Raw genomic sequence first — 18,389 nt, 5'->3', positions numbered from 1 at the left:
ATGGCAACTTCTGGTGAACGTGTGATTACCATCTGGTTATCATAGGCTTGTCTATAGGTTTGCTACAAGGACGTGGATCCGGTTTTCTATTTAAGGGCTCGCGCAAAAATAACTTCACATTTTCAGCGCCCATGCGTCCCGCTCAGCGGCGTTGCGAAAACACGGAATATGCCTGATATTCCTTTGTCTTCGCGCCTTGCTGAGCGGGCGCCTGAACACTGACAATTTGTGAATTTATTTTTGCGCGAACCCTAACGCTAACTTTATTTGATTTCATCTAAAGCTGACGATCTATGGATTGAGAACTTCTTGCTCCAATGCTTGTTGGATAAAGATCTGGTCTGTGAGGGCATTCAGGAACGCGATGAGTTGTCTCTTTTCCACTGGCGAAAGTTTAAATCCGGTCATCAGTGGGTCTGTGTTGGAATTGAAACGCACGATTTGAGGGTTGAAACGAGATCGGCCACCGGCTGCATAATGGTCCAAAACGGCTTCCAAGGTGGGAATGGACCCGTCATGCATATAAGGAGCTGTCAAGGCGATATTACGAAGGGTAGGAGCCCGAAATTTGCCCATATCACCACCTTGACCGGTGTGTCTGTGTAAGCCGGTGTTTGGTCTTGGATAAGCGCCGTTTCCGTCCTCGTTGTATAGGGCCGTGTTATGAAATCGGGCCTCGGGCAATTCAGATCCAGTATACTTAACCGGCCCCGAAAAGTTGAATCCGGCATGACAGCGAAAACAATTCAATCTTTTTGAGAAAAACAACCTGGCCCCTGCACGCTGATCCTTGTTTAATGCATCCGGATCTGCACCATAAGCCCAGCGGTCGTAAGGTGAGTTTCCTGAAATCAAGGTGCGCTCAAAGGACGCCAACGCGAAGATCACATTGCGCATTGTCACTGGATATTTGTCATCCGGAAACGCTCTGTGAAAAAGCAGACGCAGGTCACGATCTTTCTTTAAGCGGCTCAGAATCTCCGCTTCGCGACCCGCTGCGCCCATCTCCGGTGGTTGCGTATTATACAAAGGAATGAGCATCTGGTCTTCGAGACGCGTAAGACTGGGGTCGTCCCACCCAAGGGTGGCATTGTAGGCCACGTTGGCCAGGGACATGGCCGAGCGGGGGTGGATATTCCCCTGAATACCCACCGCCCGGCTTCTGCCATCTGTAAAGGCCAAACTGGGTTGATGGCAGAAGGCGCAAGAGACGCTGCCATCACCCGACAAACGGGAATCGTAGAACAATTGTCGGCCAAGTTCGACTTTATTATCCGTCATGGGATTGTCGGCAGGTACCAAAGGGATAGGGAAACCATTCGGTACCTGCCAGACATATTCACTCTGCTGGTCAAAACTCAATGAATTGTCTATTTTAAACCCGCAGCCGATTACTGAAAACATAATGGCTGCGACGAAAGCCAGGATACATCTAATCACCATGTATTGACCAACCCGTCAAGGCCTTCTGGTTCCTCGCCGGAGGCAATGGCTGCCTGTAGCGCATTTGCAAGACCAAGATCGAGTTGGTTCAGTTTGCTGTGATCTTCTAAGGCCTTGCCTTCATTGCCCATCAAGGCATGCAATACACCGCGATACATATAGGCCTCAGCCAAGTCCGACTTAAGCTCGATGGCCCGATTATAGTGACTCAGCGCCCGTTCGTAATTCTGGGGACCCTGCTTACGCAGCGAGTATCCTAAATTGTTGTGCGCCTCGGCCAGATTGGGGTCCTTTTTCAGGGCCGCCTCGAATTTTTTTTCTGCTTTTTCGTATTTGCCTTGCTTCATCAATTTTACACCGGAATTATACTGAGAGATGCCGGGGCGCGTGTCTTGGGCCGGCTTCGCACTGCTGCCCGCAGCCAAGGCCTCAGTGCCTAAAAATAACAAAGCTGTACATATGGATAAAAGCCCTATTAGCATTTTTTTCATTGTATTTTTCTCCTTAGATTCGTTGCGCATGTTAAATCTTATGGATCGTTACTGTTCGGCAAAGCGAATACCCGAACATGTAAAACAATAAATAGCCGCGTGGGAGTTTTCAAGGGGTGCATTCCCGTTTAGTGGATAAATTGGAACTCCCCTCGGTTCTCAGCAAACAGATTCGCGAACATATTGTTCCAACGTCCACAGTGTAGTGTACTTCTAAGGAAAAGCATCAATTTAAATTTAATCATTGCCGCTTTACGCTTTTTGGGTGGTTTTATCCATTGCATTATCTGATATCTATGCAAATGGTTTAAAAATTAGCTGGCCTATCTACTCTCAATTTAATATGGTTGGGATCCTGAAGTCGCATGAAAATGTGCCGCAGCGAATGGGATACTGGCCTCTAAAAGCCTGGAAAGGATTGTCATGTGGTTACATGCTTCCTGTTTCCTTGATTTCAACATTCCGGTTCCAACTCCCTTTTTGCTCATGTTGCGCCCACGCAGTGGATGGCAGCAATGGGTCGCGCGTGAAAAGTACGTTTTGTCGCCCAGCGTCCCAGCAGTCGAATTTACAGATATGTTCGGCAACTTGTGTCAGCGACTGGTAGCCCCCACTGGATATTTTTCCGTTCGAACATCCGTTGACATTGAAACCGCAGACGCCTCCGACACGGCGCCTGGAGCCCCCTTTGTCGAAGTGCAGCAATTACCCGATGAAACCCTGCCTTTTCTCCATCCAAGCCGGTATTGTGAATCGGATCGTTTCACTGAAATGGCCGCGTCCCTCGTGGCGGGCTGGGCACCGGGCTATGATCAATGCACAGCCATCGTTGATTATATCCGGAATTCGATACGGTACACGCCTGGACGTGGCCAGGATATAATCAGTGCAGCCGAGCTGAACCAGTTGGGTCGTGGCGTCTGTCGAGACATGGCCCATTTGGGCATCGCCTGTTGCCGAGCGCTGGCGATACCGGCCCGAATGGTTGTGGGCTACCTCGAGGCCCTCGAACCGATGGATCTTCACGCCTGGTTTGAGGCCTATGTTGGAAACCGATGGTATACTTTCGATCCAACACAGGTCGATCTTCAAGGTGGGCGTGTTGCCATCGCTTTCGGTCGAGACGCGGCCGACGTTGCCATCTACACGCAATTTGGCGCCCCCCTGGAACTGAAAAGCATGCACGTCAACGTCGAACAACTACCAGGCCCTCCCTACTGAGGTATGACTCGGTGAAGATACATTGACCCGACGGGCTCGCAGACATTGCCGGTTTGGGAAGAACGGTGATGTTTTAATGCGTCTCTTTATTCCTTTCAGTCAGCGGATTTCAAGAGGATTGAAGAAGCGATTCAATTCATCGAGGCCAACTTTAAATTTCAGCCGACCCTCGATGAGATTGCGCAAAGCGTATATTTGAGCAAATACCATTTTAACCGATTGTTCAAGCGGTGGGACGGGATCAATCTAATTCAATTCTTTCAGTTTATGACAACAATTCAGAATTGATCCTCATAAACGTTCAAAACCGTTTAATTTGCAGATTAAGGGGACCAACTTTCAAATCAGCTTATGGAAGGCCCCGCTGAGCATACCGAACGGTTATGTTGTCAGTTATCAGGATATTGCCTCGTATATCGGCCGTCCCAACGCCTTTCGAGCGGTCGGTAACGCCATTGCGGTCAATCCTGTTGCCTATCTCATCTCTTGTCATCGAATGATTGCAAAGTCTGGAAATATTCATCAATACCCGTGGGGGGCGTAAAGGAAAAAGGCCTTGATCGCATGGGAAGCGGCCAGTCCACTTTCAGACGCTCCAGAATTAAGGTTTACTGGAGGTCAATTCCTCGTTGAGGGCATCGGTGATTCTTCTGCCCGAATGTCTTGACCCGGCGATGTTCCTTGCCGACGGGCCAATTTGAAGCTCCGAGAGGGGGCCGGTGACGAAAATCCGCTCATGCCACTTGAGGGAGGGGTCGGTCACCGGGAATCCGCAGGCAGCGGTTTTTAGATCGAATTCCTTGATGACCTGATCCATGAACCCGTTTCCCGGCCGTTTTTCCGTGAAACCGGTGGCCAGGACGATCGTTTGGCAATCGTATTGGTCCAGCCGTCCGATTAAATGGGCGCTGCCGGCCTGGTCTGTCGCATCGGTGATGTCGTCAACGATGCAGGTGAGCCGATTTTGAGCCGTCGCATTCTCCAGCGCCAGTTTCACGTCCCGGGAAACGCTGCCTTTGGATCTGGCAGCCATGATCTCCAGCCGCCGTTGGTCAATCGATTGCCGGCAAAACCGTTCGAGATGTTTCGGACCCAGCCAGCCGGGGTCAAAATCGAAATCAATGACCTGAATCGCCTTGCGTGAAATCAAAAAAACCGCATCGTCCTGTTTCTCAGCGATCCTCAGCGACAGTTGCGCCCCACTGATTCCGGCACCGATTACCGCAACGGGTCCCTTGGCCTGAAGGTCGTCCAGGCTGAAGTCGGGATCGAACACATGCCCAACCCTTGTCCCCTGATCCTTCAGGCGGATCGCCCACGACGGCCAGAAGGGCTGCTCACCCATCCCCGGCGCAAGCAGAACCCTTCGGGCATGGATCGTTTCCGCTGTGGTGGCAACGCTTACGTGGGTGAGGTGGTTATGGATCTCCAGAGCGCGTCCCCGGACATGCAAGGATTCCAGAAGGTGATTGTCGATCACCATTTGACAATGACGATCGAACAGTTCAACGGATGGACGGTCCTTGGGCGCAATGAAATTGGTGTCTGACCGGTTTTCAGGGAGCAGGGCATACCGATCCAGGGAAAACGGATCAATATCGATGTGGTGCACAGACGGCGAGCGCAGATACCGCATGCCGCAATTTCGGGTGCACCGACGCCATGCATACAGCAATTCATCATGGGGGTCGAGAATTCGAATATCGTCGCGGGTCAGCGGCGTCTGCTGCAGCAGACGATGTGCCACATGGACGCCGTGGACGCCGCCGCCGATGATCAATAATTGGAGCATTGGCCAGCTTTCTTGTAAATGTGCATCAAAGGATCCGTTGATGATGGTTCGGCAAAGAAAAGCACGCTGTCGAACGATCCAAAATGTCCATCATTAGCCTTTGGAAATAAACATTGCATCAATCAACATAATGCAATATTGTTGCATATCAAGTTTTCAACCTTGAAGGCCTAATGATTTGATAAAAAATAATATAATCAGAGTGTTAAAACCTGTAATGTCAAAATTTGGACGATAAAATTATTTGCATCTGTCCAAATCGTTGTGAAACAATCACCCCTGTATACTAACCAACGGAATACTAACCAAAGGAGGCTACACCATGGCAAATTGTTGTGACATGAAAGAAGGAGATCTATATTATTGCGATGCTTGCGGACTTGAATTGGAAGTAAAAAAGACCTGCACCTGTACTGCAGGATCTGGAGATGCTTGCAGCGTTCCGCTGATGTGCTGTGGCAAGGAAATGAAGAAGAAATAATGATCGATATTGCTGAGATTAAGGCCAAAAGAGTCAAGGTGACGATTTTGAGCGGATTTCTCGGTGCAGGCAAGTCCACGTTGCTCAACCACGTTGTCCGGCATCATCAGGGCAGAAAAATTGCCGTTCTGGTCAATGATTTCGGTCAAATCAATATCGACAGCGATCTGATTGTCGGACGTGATCTAAAAAAGATCGAACTAACTGGCGGCTGCATCTGCTGCACCATACAAAAGGATTTGTTAACCGGTGTGATAAACCTGATGAAGCAGGTAGAAAAACCTGACCATATCATCGTAGAGTGCAGCGGTGCCGCCGATCCGGTCCAAGTGTTAAACACCCTCTCATCTCCTTTACTCAGGTTTCACCTGCATGTTGACGGGCTGTTTACCGTTATCGACTGCAGTCAATTGCTAAAGATCGATGGAGAATACCTTGAACTGGTCGGTCGACAGATAGACGCTGCCAATTTGCTGATCTTGAACAAGACCGATCTGATCGATTCCCAGGGCCTGAAGCAGGTAAAACATTTCATCAGAAAAATATCCCCTAGCGCTGTAATGCTGGAATCAATTCGGTGTCAGGTGCCGCTTGATTTGGTTTTGGGATTCAAAGAACTCCCTGAACCAAAAGGTGCGGGGAGTTTTAAAGAAATGGATATTCACGTTCACGAAGCAAGCGGTCAGGGAAGAATCGCTGGTATTTTACCGGCCGTCCCCTCCCATCAAATGAAAAGCCACAACTTGGTATTTGAGTCTTGGAGTTTCAAATCTGTGGCGCCCTTCACGAAGAGGGCATTTAAAAAAGTGCTGAATAACATCCCGCCTGATATCATCCGAGCCAAAGGAATCTTGTATTGGGATGATTTGGAACATCCAACGGTGCTTCTGAATCTGGTCGGACAATGGATTGATATTGATGTACACTTTAACAAAGAAGCGTTTCCAATGGAAACGCGCCTGGTTTTCATCGGAAAGTCCGGCTGGAAAAAAAGATCTGACATCGAGAGCAAATTTAACGATTGCCTGGCTTAAACCCAGAACAATCGCTGATCGGTCTTCCATAGAAAAAAAAGCTTGGATTCCATCGTCAATCAGGTTTTTCCTTACAAATGTAGCGCTACCAATTAAATCCCAAAGATGCATAGATGAACCTTCCTGGCTCGTTGACAATCGCCGGATTGGCACCGGTCCCACCGATTACGTCCCATTCATAAGAATTCGCAACCTTGTACGTCTGGTCGAAAACATTATCCATGCCCACATTCAGTGTGCACCACTTGAACTGGTACCCCACTCGCAGGTTCATGATATCCCACGCTGCAAGTTCCTGCTCGCCGGCTTCGGTATCGATGTCCTTGGCCGTGTCGGAATGGACCCATTCAACGGTTCCGAATAGCCCGGTGTCCTTTTGACCCAACGGTTGCTCGTTCTTGTAATTCAGTGCCAATCTGCTCTTTAGTGGCGCTATTTGCCCGAGGTCTTTGTCGTTGTTGTTGTCGGGGAAACTGTCCTTGCGGCCTCTTTGATAAGCGAGTCCTCCATCCAGGGAAAACCCAAAAATCAGATCGACACCCGCCTTGATATCCCCTCCATAGATGTGGGCATCAATGTTCGTGTAGCTTCGATACCCCGCAAGGTTATTCTCCTGATAAATATAATCTTTTAGATCGGAGTAGAAACCCTTGGCCTGGAACATCCATCTTCCGCGCTCAAATTTGAACCCCAAGTCCAACTCTGTGTTGGCTGTCGGTTCGAGATTGGGGTTGCCGAAGAAAGTGGCGTTGCCCTGAATATATCGCTCACTTGATGTCGGGGTTCGATAACTGCGTCCGAGGCCGCCGAAAAGCATCGCACTGTCGTTCAGGAAATAGTTGACTGAGAAATGACCACCGAGAAGGTCATCAACTTTGCGATTTTCATTCGTAACGGCGCTTGTAAAAACCAATTCTTCATCAGCCTCCTGCTCGAAGCGATCATATCTCAATCCCAATCCAACAGCCCACTTATCGAAATCCTTATCCATTTGAACGTACCCGCCAATGTCCATTGACTGGACGGCAGGAATGAGGTTGTCATTGAGCTTAACGCCCGTCAGGCTGTTATAGACATCTCCCCACCAATCCCGGTGGTACACATCAATGCCATAGGTCAACGTAGCAAAATCGGTTTGGGTTACATTTTGAATGGCGCTGCCTGTAATCACCGACTCAACCTTGTTGTTTTTCGGAACAGCCACATTGCGCAAGTCCTGGAAGGGGTAATGGTCCACTTCGTTGCGGTAAAACGAAAGGGTGAGTTTTTTCGACAGATCGCCAAGATTGCGCATCTCCCAGCTTGCTTTGCTCAGGTTGGTGATCTCTTCTTCCGTGTCGAATGCGACGCGGGGCGTGAGAATGTCTTCCGCCTTTCCGTAGGTATGCTCAAGCAGGATTGTATGGCTGTCGCTCGGCGTAAATTGCAGTTTGCCCCAGATGTCGTTTTTCTGAAACGACTTGGCGTCACGCCCCTCTTGGTTATAGGATGCGGGCAGACCTTCCCTCACTTTCCAGAGCGGGTTGCCGGAGCCGTCCTCGTACTGATCCGACTCGGAATAGTTATACCCGAGAAGCCCTTGAATGTTGTCGCTGCCGCCGCTGGTGGTCGCACCGCCGCTGTAAAAGCCGTAACTTCCAACCTTTCCAAGGATTTCGCCATTGAAACCGGGCTCCGGTTTCTTGGTGATCACATCTACATACCCGCCCAACGCACCCAGCTTTGTGACGTCAAAAGGCCCCTGTTGGACTTTCAGTTTTTTCACCGTCAGCATGTTGATATGGGAAAGATGGGGGTCTTTGCGGCTGCCGCAGGCGCCTTCGAGGATTCCGCCGTCCAGCAGCACCTTGAAATTCTCCTGGCCGAAGCCTCGCACGCTAACCTCGTTGCCATAGCCGCCTTTGCGTATCATCGACACTTCGACCAATTCGTCGGAAAGGATTTCAGCGAAATCGACCAGATTATGCACTCTCAGCTTGCGGCTTTCGATTTCTTGTTTTTCATCATCCGTTGCACTCCCAGTCACAACGATGGTTTCAAGCTCGAGTATTTCATTGGGAGGATCAGCTGTTGGCGAGTTGTCAATATCGCTTGTGTCTTGTGCATATGAAAAACCGGAAATCGTCAGAAAAACCAACGCAATGACAACAGATTCCATTTTACCAATAGGTTTCATCCTCCCCTCCCAATTGACGGATAAAGTTCAAATCATGTTTATACATGCAAATGCTTTTGCATTTGCATGTATAGTGCGACAAATCGATTTTTGTCAATATTATTGCGAGAGTAGTTGCAATAAAGAGGAGCGGCGCTAAAATTATTGATAAAGGAGTCTGGAACCTTGAGATGTAACACAACTCAGAAAATGGCCTTAGAGCAGGCCTTCAGGTATTACGAAAGACCTTTGGGCGGGAATGAGGTCCTCACATATGGACGCAAGTCCGTGGGGTGCTTAATTGCAAACATGGATAAGAAACCCTGGCAAACGGTTCCTAAGCAACCGCAACAATATTTTAAAATTGTATTTTCGATAATAGACCTTATTATTTCAATAATAAAATCAAAACACGTAAAAATGGAACCTGAAAGGAAGGTTACATATGAATACATCAAAGACAATTACTGACCACGGTGAAGGAAACGAATCAAAAAAGAAGGACGCTTCTGCCAATTCAAGCGCCAAAGAAAAAAAGGGCATTTGGAAAAAATATACGGAACGGTTGAAGGATACAAAGTGTTCGAGGACCTCGCAGGATTGCGAATAATGACACCCACAGCGACCAGCCTTAGTGCCCCTATTTCTAAATAACTTTAGACGCCTCCAACACGGCATCGACTTGACCACGACGAACACGAACAGCCAAAGGACGATATTTGTTGATGGGGCAACCAAGCAGTGGTCGAGCCAAACTGGCCCAAGAAACGGGAGACTCCCCTAAAAACGTTTGTGCGGCGCCAGCAATACCTGGAACGACGGGCCCCAAAAATCCGACAAGTAATCGAAAAAGGTTGATGCCTGTTGTGCACACATCATGGCATCGACCCAAGGTTTTCTCATCCTTAGCAAAAACCCAGGGCTTCTCGTCATCCATGAACTGGTTAGCGAGACCGGCAAGCGCAATGATCTCCTTGACAACACCAGAAAAATTTCTGGACTCATACAGCTTAGCAATCAAATCAGACCGATCGACGAATTCGTCAAAAAGTTCTGGCCTCGCAAGGCTGCCTGACAATCTACCGTCGAACCGCTTCGAAACAAAACCGGCGCAACGAATAGCCACGTTTACAATCTTGCCGACGACGTCAGAATTGATCCGCGAAACAAAGTCGTCCCAGCTAAGATCCAAGTCCTCGACTCCGCCACCGATCTTCGCAGCAAAATAATACCTCAAAAAGTCCGGGTCCAAGTGCTCCAAAAAAGTTGCTGCACGAACAAACGTGCCCTTACTCTTGGACATCTTTTTGCCGTCAACAGTCAAAAAACCGTGCACGAAGACCTTGCTTGGAAGCCTAAACCCTGCTCCGCTGAGCACCGCCGGCCAAAACAGGGTGTGAAAATACGTGATGTCTTTACCGATGAAGTGGTAAAGCTCAGCTTTTGATTCCTTCCCCCAAAATTCATCGAAGTCGTTTCCCGACGTGCCACAAAAATTTTTGAAGCTCGCCATGTAGCCGATCGGTGCGTCCAGCCAAACATAAAAAAACTTTTTGGGGCCGCTCCCATCCTCAAGGCCGGGGATCTCGAAGCCAAAATAAGGTTGGTCACGAGACACGTTCCAGTCCCGAAGACCTGCGCTTAGCCACTCATCAAGCTTTTTGGCCACAGCGTCGCTCACAGCGCCCGAGCCGATCCAGTCCCTAAGGACGGACTCGAAGTCGGGTAGCCTGAAAAAATAGTGCTCAGAGTCCCGCAGTACAGGGACTGCTCCGGAAATCGCCGAGTAAGGCTCGATGAGGTCAGTCGGAGAATACGTGGCTCCGCAAACGTCACAGTTGTCGCCGTACTGGTCCGCTGCGCCGCACCGAGGACAGCGTCCCTTCCCATAGCGGTCAGGCAAAAACATCTTTTGTTGTGGATCAAACATTTGGGAAACAACTTTCTTGTACACATGGCCGCCGCTTACAAGCCGCCCAAAGATGAGCGCGACGATTTCCCGGTTCTCCTCTGAATGCGTCGAATAGTAATTGTCGAATTTGATGCGGAAACCGTCGAAGTCCTGTCGGTGATCCTTCCACATGTCTGCGATGAGTTGCTCAGCGGTAATACCGCGCTCCTTTGCTTTCAACATGATGGGGGTGCCATGGGCGTCGTCCGCGCAAACATAGAAACATCGGTGTCCCCGCATCTTTTGGAAACGGACCCAGATGTCTGTCTGGATGTATTCGACCAGGTGTCCAATGTGGATCGGGCCGTTTGCGTAGGGCAAAGCGCTCGTAACCAAAATATTTCGTTTGCTCAGTGTTTGCGGAAACCATCATCGATGGGGGCCTTTTCGCCCACTGGCGTTTTCCACCAGCCGGGCGACCTGACTCCGCAGGGTACGCAGACCGTTTCCGGCGGCGGCAATGGAATCGTCACTGTACACCATGGGTTTACGGTAATGGCTGTGAAACGTCGCGTAACGGTAAACGAGCGGATCGATATCGTTCTTGATAAAGGCGTTTTCCAGGGTAAGAAAATTCCCCTCGCTTTTGGCCATTTTTTTGCCGCCCTGGATGTTGAGAAACTCCCCGTGCATCCAGAAATTGAAGAACCGGCTTCCCGTGGCCGCTTCCGACTGGGCGATTTCATTGGTGTGGTGCACATCGATATGGTCGGTTCCCCCGCAGTGGATGTCCAGCTGGTCACCCAAATATTTCATACTCATGGCCGAGCACTCGATATGCCAACCGGGGAACCCGGTGCCCCACGGTGAGTCCCACTCCATTTGCCGCTGGACGCCTTCCGGGGAGAATTTCCAGAGGGCAAAGTCCGTGGGATTGCGTTTTTCCAGATTTTTTTCGACCCGGGCCCCCTCTTGAAGGGCGTTCCTGTCCTGGCGCGACAGCTGCGCGTAGTTTTCAAACCTTGCAGTATCATAATAGATACCGTCCCCGGTTCGGTAGGTGTATCCCTTGTCTTCCAGGGTTTCAATCAGGCTGATCTGCTCGGGAATCGTATCGGTTGCCTTGCACCAGATCGTGGGCTCGATGATATTCAAATGGACCAGATCCGCTTTGAAGGCCGCCGTTTAGAACGCGGCAATTTCCCAGGCGGTCCGCCCCTCGCGCCCTTTTCCATCTTGTCCTCACCCATGTCTCGGTCGCCGGTCAGGTGGCCGACATCGGTGATATTCATGACATGTTTTACCTGCAGTCCGTTATAGATTAAAACGCGCTTTAAAATACCCTCAAACACATAGGTTCGCAGGTTGCCGATGTGGGCGTAATGGTAAACGGTGGGGCCGCACGTATAGAGCCCCACCTGACCTGCCTGTATGGGGGTGAAGATCTCTTTGCGGCGCGCGCGCGTGTTATACAAAAACAGATCCATTGAAGCTCAACCTCCTGTATTCGCGGATTTGTTTCACGGCACAATCGTAAAAGATACGTCAGAGTCGGCCGCCTTGGAGAAGCTGCCGGTAGTGCGGCTGGGGCATCAGGCTTAAAAATGCCCGCTCAATGACTTCGCTCAAGGAGGGATGAATGTGCATGCCGGCAACGATGGGAGTGATCACCCGCTGGGGGGTGTACATCAAATTGACCACTTCTTGTATGAGTACGGATGCCTGCGGGCCGATGACGTGGGCGCCTAAGATCTTGTCGTCATCGCCTGTAACGACCTTGGCAAAATACCCGCTCAGTCCCATGGCATCCCCTTTGGTGGTGTGCTCAAATCGCTGAAACCCGATCAGCACATTATCGGCGCCGAAACGCTGGACCGCATCGGCCTCTTTCATTCCCACCGAGGCAATTTCCGGCCAGGTGAACACGGCATGGGGTACGGCATGGTAATTGACCTTGATCCGTTCCCTCTCCAGGGCATTGTAATAGACGATTTGGGCCTCATGGTTGGCGACGTGCTTGAAGAGGTGTTTGCCGTTGGCATCCCCGAAGGCCCAGATATTCGGCTGGCTGGTCTCCAGGTATTCATCGGTGACGATCCAGCCGGCCTCGTCGACCTGGATGCCGGACAGTGCGGGCTGCAGCAGATCGGTGTTGGGTGAACGGCCGGTGGCCACCAGCACCTGTTCGGCGGTCACCGAAATACGGCGGCCGGAGCTTCGGTGCCGCACCTCCACCTGCTTTAGCCCGGATGGATCCTCCGACAATCGCAGGGCCTCGTGACCCTTGAGGATGTTCATATGGGACGACATTTTGGCTGTCGCCAGCCGGCTGACTTCAGGCTCTTCTTCAGGAAGAAATTGCGGGTTTCGGCCGATTAGGGTGACCTCGGCGCCCATGGCCGCAAAAAAATGGCCGTATTCCGCTGCAATGTAGCCGCCGCCGATGATGGCGACCGATTTCGGCAGGGTGGTGATGTCAAGGATGGTATCACTGGTGTGGTACGCGACGCGATCGAGCCCTTCGATATCCGGCAGATGGGGTCTGGATCCGGTGCACAAAATGATCAGCCGGGATTTGATGCGGTCCTTGCCACCGATTTTCAGGGTATACGGTGCCGTGAACTGGGCCGGTGCCCTGTAGTAATCGATGTCTTTGGCGTTTTTGAGACCGGATTCGATCCGTTGGATTTCGGCCCCGGTGCTGCTGCGCACGCGCTTCATGATGTTTTCAAAATCCGGGACAATGGTATCCGTGCGGATGCCGAGTCCTTGTGCTTCTTCGATGATGCGAACGACCTCGGCAGGATACAGCAGCATTTTGGTGGGCACGCAGCCTTTGGTCAGACAGATGCCACCCGGTGGGTCCTTGTCGATCACGGCGATTTTGGCACCGGGATGCATCTCTATGTAAGGTTCCACCAGCATCATGGCCGAACCGGTGCCGATGGCGATCAAATCATAGGTTTTCATTGGTTTCCTTTTACTTTGATTCGCGAAACAGGACGTGCTTTCGGACAATCGGGTCATATTTGCGAAGTGCCAGTTTGCCCGGTGTATTGCGCTTGTTTTTGGTGGTGGTATAACAGTAAGCGCTTTGCGTGCTTTTCAATTTAACGATAATTCGATTTCCTGATTTGGCCATCATATTTCTCCTTCCGGCAGTAATATGCCATCTATGCAAGGCATGCCTTGAACCCCATGTGGAAAGTGTCTTAGTCTGGCCAGCACCTAATTCGCTCTACGTCGTTCTCTATCCTCGTGAGCCTCTTGCGCTTCTATAGATAAAGACGCTATCGGTCGGGCCTCTTTATGAATAGAACAATGAACCGCCCCAAGCCAGTACCAGGCAGCTGATAACAGCGGCGGTGGCCTGCCGGGTCATCATGCGAATCGCGAACCGCCAACCGAGTTCACGGGCGATGGCAAGTACCGTCACCAGACACGGCAGAAAAATGCCCGCCAGCGCTACCGCTGTGAGCACCTGCACCGGGCTTTCAAGGGGTACCTTGAGGTTACCGGCCTCCATGTTCAGAAGTCCGATGGCCAACCCGTCTTTTCGGATGGAACCTAAGACTACGGCCAGGGCTGCTTCCGGCGGCAGATTGAAAAGCGACATCACCGGTCCCATCAGCCGGCTGCAAGCGTCCAGCACTCCGGACCAGGCCAGAAGCGCCGCCAGGACGCAGATCATAAAAAAGACCGGCAGTGCAACAGTGAAGAACTGGTTCACCACGTGAGCCGCCTCGCGTCGAATCGCGCTCCCTTGGGGCCACTGCAAAAATGCGCGTCCCTCAATCAACAGGTGGTTCTTGGGATCACGAGAGGCGCGGGACGCGGACAGCGCCAACAGCAAGAGTGTGACAACCGCCAGGAACAGAAGATACGGCGCAACCAGAACCGTCATGCCTGCCGCTGCCAGCACGCTGACGGTTGCCGGCAACTGATAGGAACACGCCGCGCCGATGCCGATGGCCATGACGCAGTTGGCCCGGGAGCAGGAGGAACAGGCGCGGGTGTTGACCACCGCCGGGACGTTGCAGCCGAACCCCATCATTACACGAACCAGATCGCGTCCGGCCAGGCCGAAGGGGAGCATCAAGGGATGGAGCGACACCGTCATCCGGTCGACCAGGCCGGAAGATTTAAGCAGCGCGATGACGACGGCAAAGAAGAGCACCGTCGGCACGGAATAGAGGAGCAGGAAGGGAAACATGGCCACGAATCCGTAGTCGCCACCGAATATCGAGGCGAGCGGGCCGGGCCACACTTCGACCGTCCTGAGCAGCGGCGCAATGAGCGCGCTCAGCGGCTCGAAAAGGCGGTCGGCGAGGGCATTGGCATATTGGGCGGCGAACCATGCTGGCAGGATCAACAGTGCAAGGGCCAGAATCTGCCCGATAACCGGTATGTCGAACGGGGTACGCGAAGGCGCCACCGTCCATCCAGCCCGCTGGGAAAGGGGGCCCGGCGGAAACTTCCGTCCTTCACCCACCGCCCGGCGGATGTCCTGACGGTGGGCCTCGGACAACCGCCGGGCGTCCACGGGGATGATGGGAATGGCCGCCCGGCGGCTCAATTCCGCCAGGCGTTCACCGGCATCCGGCAGGCGGACCACCTTATCCCAGAAGGTCACAACAACGGCACCGTGTTTGTTTTCGACCAGTCCAAGCAGGTCTTCCAGGTCCTGGTCGAGGTGGGTCGCGTTGACCACCAGCAGGACGCTTTCGCTTTCGGCAAGCGCAGCGAGGGTTTCGCGACACGCAGCGCTGTCCGAATGTCGCAGGAGGCCGGGTGTATCAATATAGTTGTAAAAGGATCATCGATTTACACCGACGCGCTTTGAGCGCCATGCCGATGCCAATGCCAGCCGCACCGGCGCCGACCACGATCACGTCAAAAGTTTTTTTGGTTTTCATTTGGAACGATTTCCCTTTGGTTTACCAGCATGTTTTGTTTGGAAGCGCCTGCCTTTCCCAATGCCGGCTATTATATTAATCATATGGGATACAAGTGGTTATCAGAGGCAAAAGCCATTTCCTGCGCATTGTTTTTCCTCATGCAAGAATGTTAATGCTATTGCAAGTGCATTTGCAACAATATATCCAGAAGTATGGCGTGTCAAGCTTATGGCGAAAGCACTTGCAATAATAACTGACAAATCCTAAACTCTTAACAAAGAAGGGTCAGACTGTGAGACGCAACACCACACAAAAAATAGCCATAGAGCAGGTCTTCAGAAAACATGAAAGGCCGTTGGGCGTGGATGAGGTTTTAATGTACGGCCGCAAGCTTGTGGAATCGCTCAACCAGGCAACGGTCTACCGGAATCTCAAGCTTCTTATCGAGGACGGGTGGTTGAAACGGATTTCCCATCCATCTCTCGGAGCCTTGTATGAACGCACCGGAAGGGGGCATCACCACCACTTTCATTGCCGTAAGTGCAACCGCGTCTTTGAGCTTCCCGGTTGCGCCCTGAAGGAGGACGCAGCCCCCGATGGATTTGTCGTGGAAGATCACGAAATATTCTTATTCGGTGTTTGCCCATCTTGCGCCGAGGCAGCAATGTGACGCTTTCGATTCACCAATGCATCCGGCGCATGATAGAAATTTGTTTTTATCAAAGGATGGGTTTTGAGTATGGACAGACTTATGCGTTGTGGAAGGGATAAGATGCGTACGGCTTCCAGGATTCTGGTTCACGGAAAGCGGAAATATTACGATCCGATAGGCTCAAAAAACCTGTGGCGCAGCCAATCAAACTTATCGGCCGGGACCACGCGTAAAAATTGTGGAGGTGTTTTTCATCTAATGCCTCAATTCAGATGCCTTTCGATGGCACGCATTATCGCGTCCGTGCTTTTACCCGGCGTGTTGCACATGACCACAAAGCGATACAGTCCACCGTGGTTGCCGGATAAGAAGCCGGCCCGCGTTCGCACGCCTTTCAGATGCCCGGTCTTGTAATACTGGCGACCTTCGCGGCGCATCAGACCATGATAGGGTTCATAGTGCTCCAAGATCCTGAGCATCGCCCGGGCGGTAATGCGGTTTTCCCGGGAGAGACCCGAGGCCTCGACGATACGCCCGGTTTTAATGCCCAAGCTATCGCGGTAGTAGCCTCTCAAGACTTGCAGCCCCTTGTCAACCGTGGCCGGCGGCTTCAGAATCTCCGCGCCCATGACCAGGAAAATCTGGTTGGCGATGAAATTGTTGGAAAATTCCAGAAGTTTGCTCACCACCAGGTCGAGTGTGGCATCTGACCGGTATGACCACACCAACGCATCCGCAGTGGGATCGATCCGGCTGTTGATGACCCCGCCGGTCACCTGCACGCCTGCCTGCTTCAGAAAAAAACGCAAGAGTTCGCCGGCATACTGCAGGGCTTCGAATCGGTCGGCGGCCAGGGTAATGCGACCCCGGGTGATGCCCGAGGCGGCGATTTTAGGAATCACCGATGCCAGAAGCGGGGTTTGGGGTTCATCGCTGACCCATTGGCCGTTTACATTTTTGAAGGCAACCGTATTGAAATTGACGCACAGGGCGCCATTGGGTGCATCGTAAGGCTGTGTGGAATTGCCGCGGCCGGAAATGCGAATCGGTTGCGCGAAAAAGGAGTCGTCCATAACCAGGTCATGGACAACCGGAAAAAGCGGCGCCAGTTGCCCGGCGATGACTTTCAGCGTTTCGGAGATCAGCAGGGGATCACCGTACCCTTTGATTTTCAGATTGTCGCGTGGATCCAGATAGAAATCGGTTTTGAACCGGTAATCAGGACCCAATTTTTCAAGCGCCGCCAGGGTCGTCAGCAATTTGAGGATTGAGGCCGGTACCAGCGGACGATCCGCATGAATCGCTGCCAGGGTCCGACCATCCGGTGCGGCGACCAGGATGGCATCCTGGGGGCCCGCCAGCGCCGAAAGCTGCTTGAAAAGGTCCGATTCCGAGAAAGATGCCGGCAGTCGCGACGCATTGGCGGCCGGGATCGCGGCCGATAGAATCAAACACGCCCACCCGATCAGATACTTTTTCACGAAAACAGAACTCCTCGGTTTCACCGGATCATGGAAAGATGTCGACCGTGTCTTTATTTTTTTTAAAGATAACAGTAGGTTCATATCAGGTCAGCAAGTATCGGTCAAAACCATTCAAACACATAAAAAAAGCATTAGCAGAGCCAAAGATGGTGACCCTGCTAATGCTTTTATTAAATTATTGAAGTTACTTTTTAAAGATTTTTTTTCTGCCTGCACCGGCTAAACCAATCAGACCCGTGCATAGAAGAAGCATTGTTGCAGGTTCGGGGACTGGGGCTGCGGTGTATTCACCTTCCAGGGTGCTACTGCCCAACCGAATAGAATCCCAATCAAGAAACCCGCTGGTCCCTTCGGTAAAACGGAATTGAATTGACCAATTCGTTCCAGAAACACCACTAAAAATAGAAGTCGGCAATACGAAAGTATCTGTTGCCCACGTTTCCGTTGATCTTGACAAGTCACCTACCCATGCGGCACCTCCGGTATCGTCAAGTAGCCATGTTTCAAATCGGTTATCTATATTGCCTGAATGGGTTATCGATAATGTGGCACTATCAACGGATAGGGCGGCAGGTTCAAAGTTTATGGTATGCATATAAATATATGGATAAGGATCTCCAATAAATGTGTCGTCAATTAATTTATATGTTGTTCCATCATGCCATACATCTTCGACGAAATCGATTGTATTAGAAAATGACAACGCACTTGCTATCCCAGGAATGCCTATCAGCAATAAAAAAATTGTCATTAAAATAGATAGCCTTTTCATTCTCATTACTTTCCTTTCTTTGAAACATTCAAACTTTTGGCCTAAATGTAAACATAAAAACCTTTGATAAAAAAA

17 protein-coding genes are annotated in these 18,389 nt (G+C 51.2%); 4 read left to right on the top strand and 13 right to left on the bottom strand.

Annotated features, from left to right (window positions below; genetic code table 11):
- Nucleotides 1-291: 291 nt before the first annotated feature.
- Both Dvar_RS31935 and Dvar_RS31930 read right to left on the bottom strand, forming a co-directional pair.
- Nucleotides 292-1,404, bottom strand: coding sequence for an MbnH family di-heme enzyme (locus Dvar_RS31935; protein ID WP_419657171.1), 1,113 nt, complete (start codon nucleotides 1,402-1,404; stop codon nucleotides 292-294).
- A gap of 32 nt (nucleotides 1,405-1,436) precedes the next feature.
- The gene (locus tag Dvar_RS31930; RefSeq protein WP_419657170.1) at nucleotides 1,437-1,934 is read right to left on the bottom strand and encodes a tetratricopeptide repeat protein; all 498 of its coding nucleotides are present in this window, start codon (nucleotides 1,932-1,934) and stop codon (nucleotides 1,437-1,439) included.
- 423 nt (nucleotides 1,935-2,357) lie between these two features.
- On the opposite strand from Dvar_RS31930, the gene Dvar_RS31925 reads away from it, so the two are divergent.
- Both Dvar_RS31925 and Dvar_RS31920 read left to right on the top strand, forming a co-directional pair.
- Nucleotides 2,358-3,155: a transglutaminase domain-containing protein gene (locus Dvar_RS31925; protein WP_419657169.1), complete on the top strand. Its 798-nt coding sequence runs from the start codon at nucleotides 2,358-2,360 to the stop codon at nucleotides 3,153-3,155.
- Nucleotides 3,156-3,471: 316 nt separating this feature from the next.
- Nucleotides 3,472-3,699 carry a methylated-DNA--[protein]-cysteine S-methyltransferase gene (locus tag Dvar_RS31920; protein WP_419657168.1) on the top strand — a complete coding sequence of 76 codons (228 nt, stop codon included), beginning with the start codon at nucleotides 3,472-3,474 and terminating at the stop codon, nucleotides 3,697-3,699.
- A 57-nt stretch (nucleotides 3,700-3,756) separates the two neighbouring features.
- Here Dvar_RS31920 and Dvar_RS31915 read toward each other — a convergent pair whose 3' ends face one another.
- Together Dvar_RS31915 and Dvar_RS31910 are read right to left on the bottom strand one after the other, a co-directional pair.
- Nucleotides 3,757-4,947, bottom strand: a complete 1,191-nt coding sequence (locus Dvar_RS31915) for an FAD/NAD(P)-binding protein (protein ID WP_419657167.1) — start codon at nucleotides 4,945-4,947, stop codon at nucleotides 3,757-3,759.
- A gap of 360 nt (nucleotides 4,948-5,307) precedes the next feature.
- Nucleotides 5,308-5,577, bottom strand: coding sequence for a hypothetical protein (locus Dvar_RS31910; RefSeq protein WP_419664247.1), 270 nt, complete (start codon nucleotides 5,575-5,577; stop codon nucleotides 5,308-5,310).
- Between Dvar_RS31910 and Dvar_RS31905 the strand changes: the two genes are divergently transcribed.
- A complete protein-coding gene (locus Dvar_RS31905) occupies nucleotides 5,467-6,462 on the top strand; it encodes a CobW family GTP-binding protein (RefSeq protein WP_419664193.1) in 996 nt (331 codons plus the stop codon). The two genes, Dvar_RS31910 and Dvar_RS31905, sit on opposite strands and share 111 nt — an antisense overlap.
- An 85-nt stretch (nucleotides 6,463-6,547) precedes the next feature.
- Here Dvar_RS31905 and Dvar_RS31900 read toward each other — a convergent pair whose 3' ends face one another.
- The 7 genes from Dvar_RS31900 to Dvar_RS31870 all read right to left on the bottom strand — a co-directional run bounded on the left by Dvar_RS31900 (nucleotide 6,548) and on the right by Dvar_RS31870 (nucleotide 15,219).
- A complete protein-coding gene (locus Dvar_RS31900) occupies nucleotides 6,548-8,638 on the bottom strand; it encodes a TonB-dependent receptor (RefSeq protein WP_419657166.1) in 2,091 nt (696 codons plus the stop codon).
- Between the two features lie 625 nt (nucleotides 8,639-9,263).
- Nucleotides 9,264-10,907, bottom strand: a complete 1,644-nt coding sequence (gene metG, locus Dvar_RS31895; protein ID WP_419664192.1) for a methionine--tRNA ligase — start codon at nucleotides 10,905-10,907, stop codon at nucleotides 9,264-9,266.
- 30 nt (nucleotides 10,908-10,937) lie between these two features.
- A complete protein-coding gene (locus Dvar_RS31890; RefSeq protein ID WP_419657165.1) occupies nucleotides 10,938-11,663 on the bottom strand; it encodes a hypothetical protein in 726 nt (241 codons plus the stop codon).
- On the bottom strand, nucleotides 11,660-11,995 hold the full coding sequence (locus Dvar_RS31885; RefSeq protein WP_419657164.1) for a hypothetical protein: 336 nt from the start codon (nucleotides 11,993-11,995) through the stop codon (nucleotides 11,660-11,662). Before Dvar_RS31885 ends, Dvar_RS31890 begins: the two co-directional genes overlap by 4 nt.
- 58 nt (nucleotides 11,996-12,053) lie before the next feature.
- On the bottom strand, nucleotides 12,054-13,478 hold the full coding sequence (locus tag Dvar_RS31880) for a dihydrolipoyl dehydrogenase (protein WP_419657163.1): 1,425 nt from the start codon (nucleotides 13,476-13,478) through the stop codon (nucleotides 12,054-12,056).
- Nucleotides 13,479-13,488: 10 nt separating this feature from the next.
- Complete coding sequence (gene rpmG, locus Dvar_RS31875; protein WP_419664191.1) at nucleotides 13,489-13,650, bottom strand: 50S ribosomal protein L33; 162 nt, start codon at nucleotides 13,648-13,650, stop codon at nucleotides 13,489-13,491.
- A gap of 165 nt (nucleotides 13,651-13,815) precedes the next feature.
- A complete protein-coding gene (locus tag Dvar_RS31870; protein WP_419657162.1) occupies nucleotides 13,816-15,219 on the bottom strand; it encodes a nucleoside recognition domain-containing protein in 1,404 nt (467 codons plus the stop codon).
- A 479-nt stretch (nucleotides 15,220-15,698) separates the two neighbouring features.
- Between Dvar_RS31870 and Dvar_RS31865 the strand changes: the two genes are divergently transcribed.
- The gene (locus Dvar_RS31865) at nucleotides 15,699-16,076 is read left to right on the top strand and encodes a Fur family transcriptional regulator (protein WP_419657161.1); all 378 of its coding nucleotides are present in this window, start codon (nucleotides 15,699-15,701) and stop codon (nucleotides 16,074-16,076) included.
- Nucleotides 16,077-16,321: 245 nt separating this feature from the next.
- Here the strand turns inward: Dvar_RS31865 and Dvar_RS31860 are convergent, their stop codons facing one another.
- On the bottom strand, nucleotides 16,322-17,539 hold the full coding sequence (locus Dvar_RS31860) for a D-alanyl-D-alanine carboxypeptidase (protein ID WP_419657160.1): 1,218 nt from the start codon (nucleotides 17,537-17,539) through the stop codon (nucleotides 16,322-16,324).
- 187 nt (nucleotides 17,540-17,726) lie between these two features.
- On the bottom strand, nucleotides 17,727-18,314 hold the full coding sequence (locus tag Dvar_RS31855) for a PEP-CTERM sorting domain-containing protein (protein ID WP_419657159.1): 588 nt from the start codon (nucleotides 18,312-18,314) through the stop codon (nucleotides 17,727-17,729).
- Nucleotides 18,315-18,389 lie beyond the last annotated feature (75 nt).

This window comes from Desulfosarcina variabilis str. Montpellier (assembly GCF_048565275.1).
GTDB classification, from domain to species: domain Bacteria; phylum Desulfobacterota; class Desulfobacteria; order Desulfobacterales; family Desulfosarcinaceae; genus Desulfosarcina; species Desulfosarcina variabilis.
This window is presented reverse-complemented; position numbering and strand designations above follow the sequence as displayed.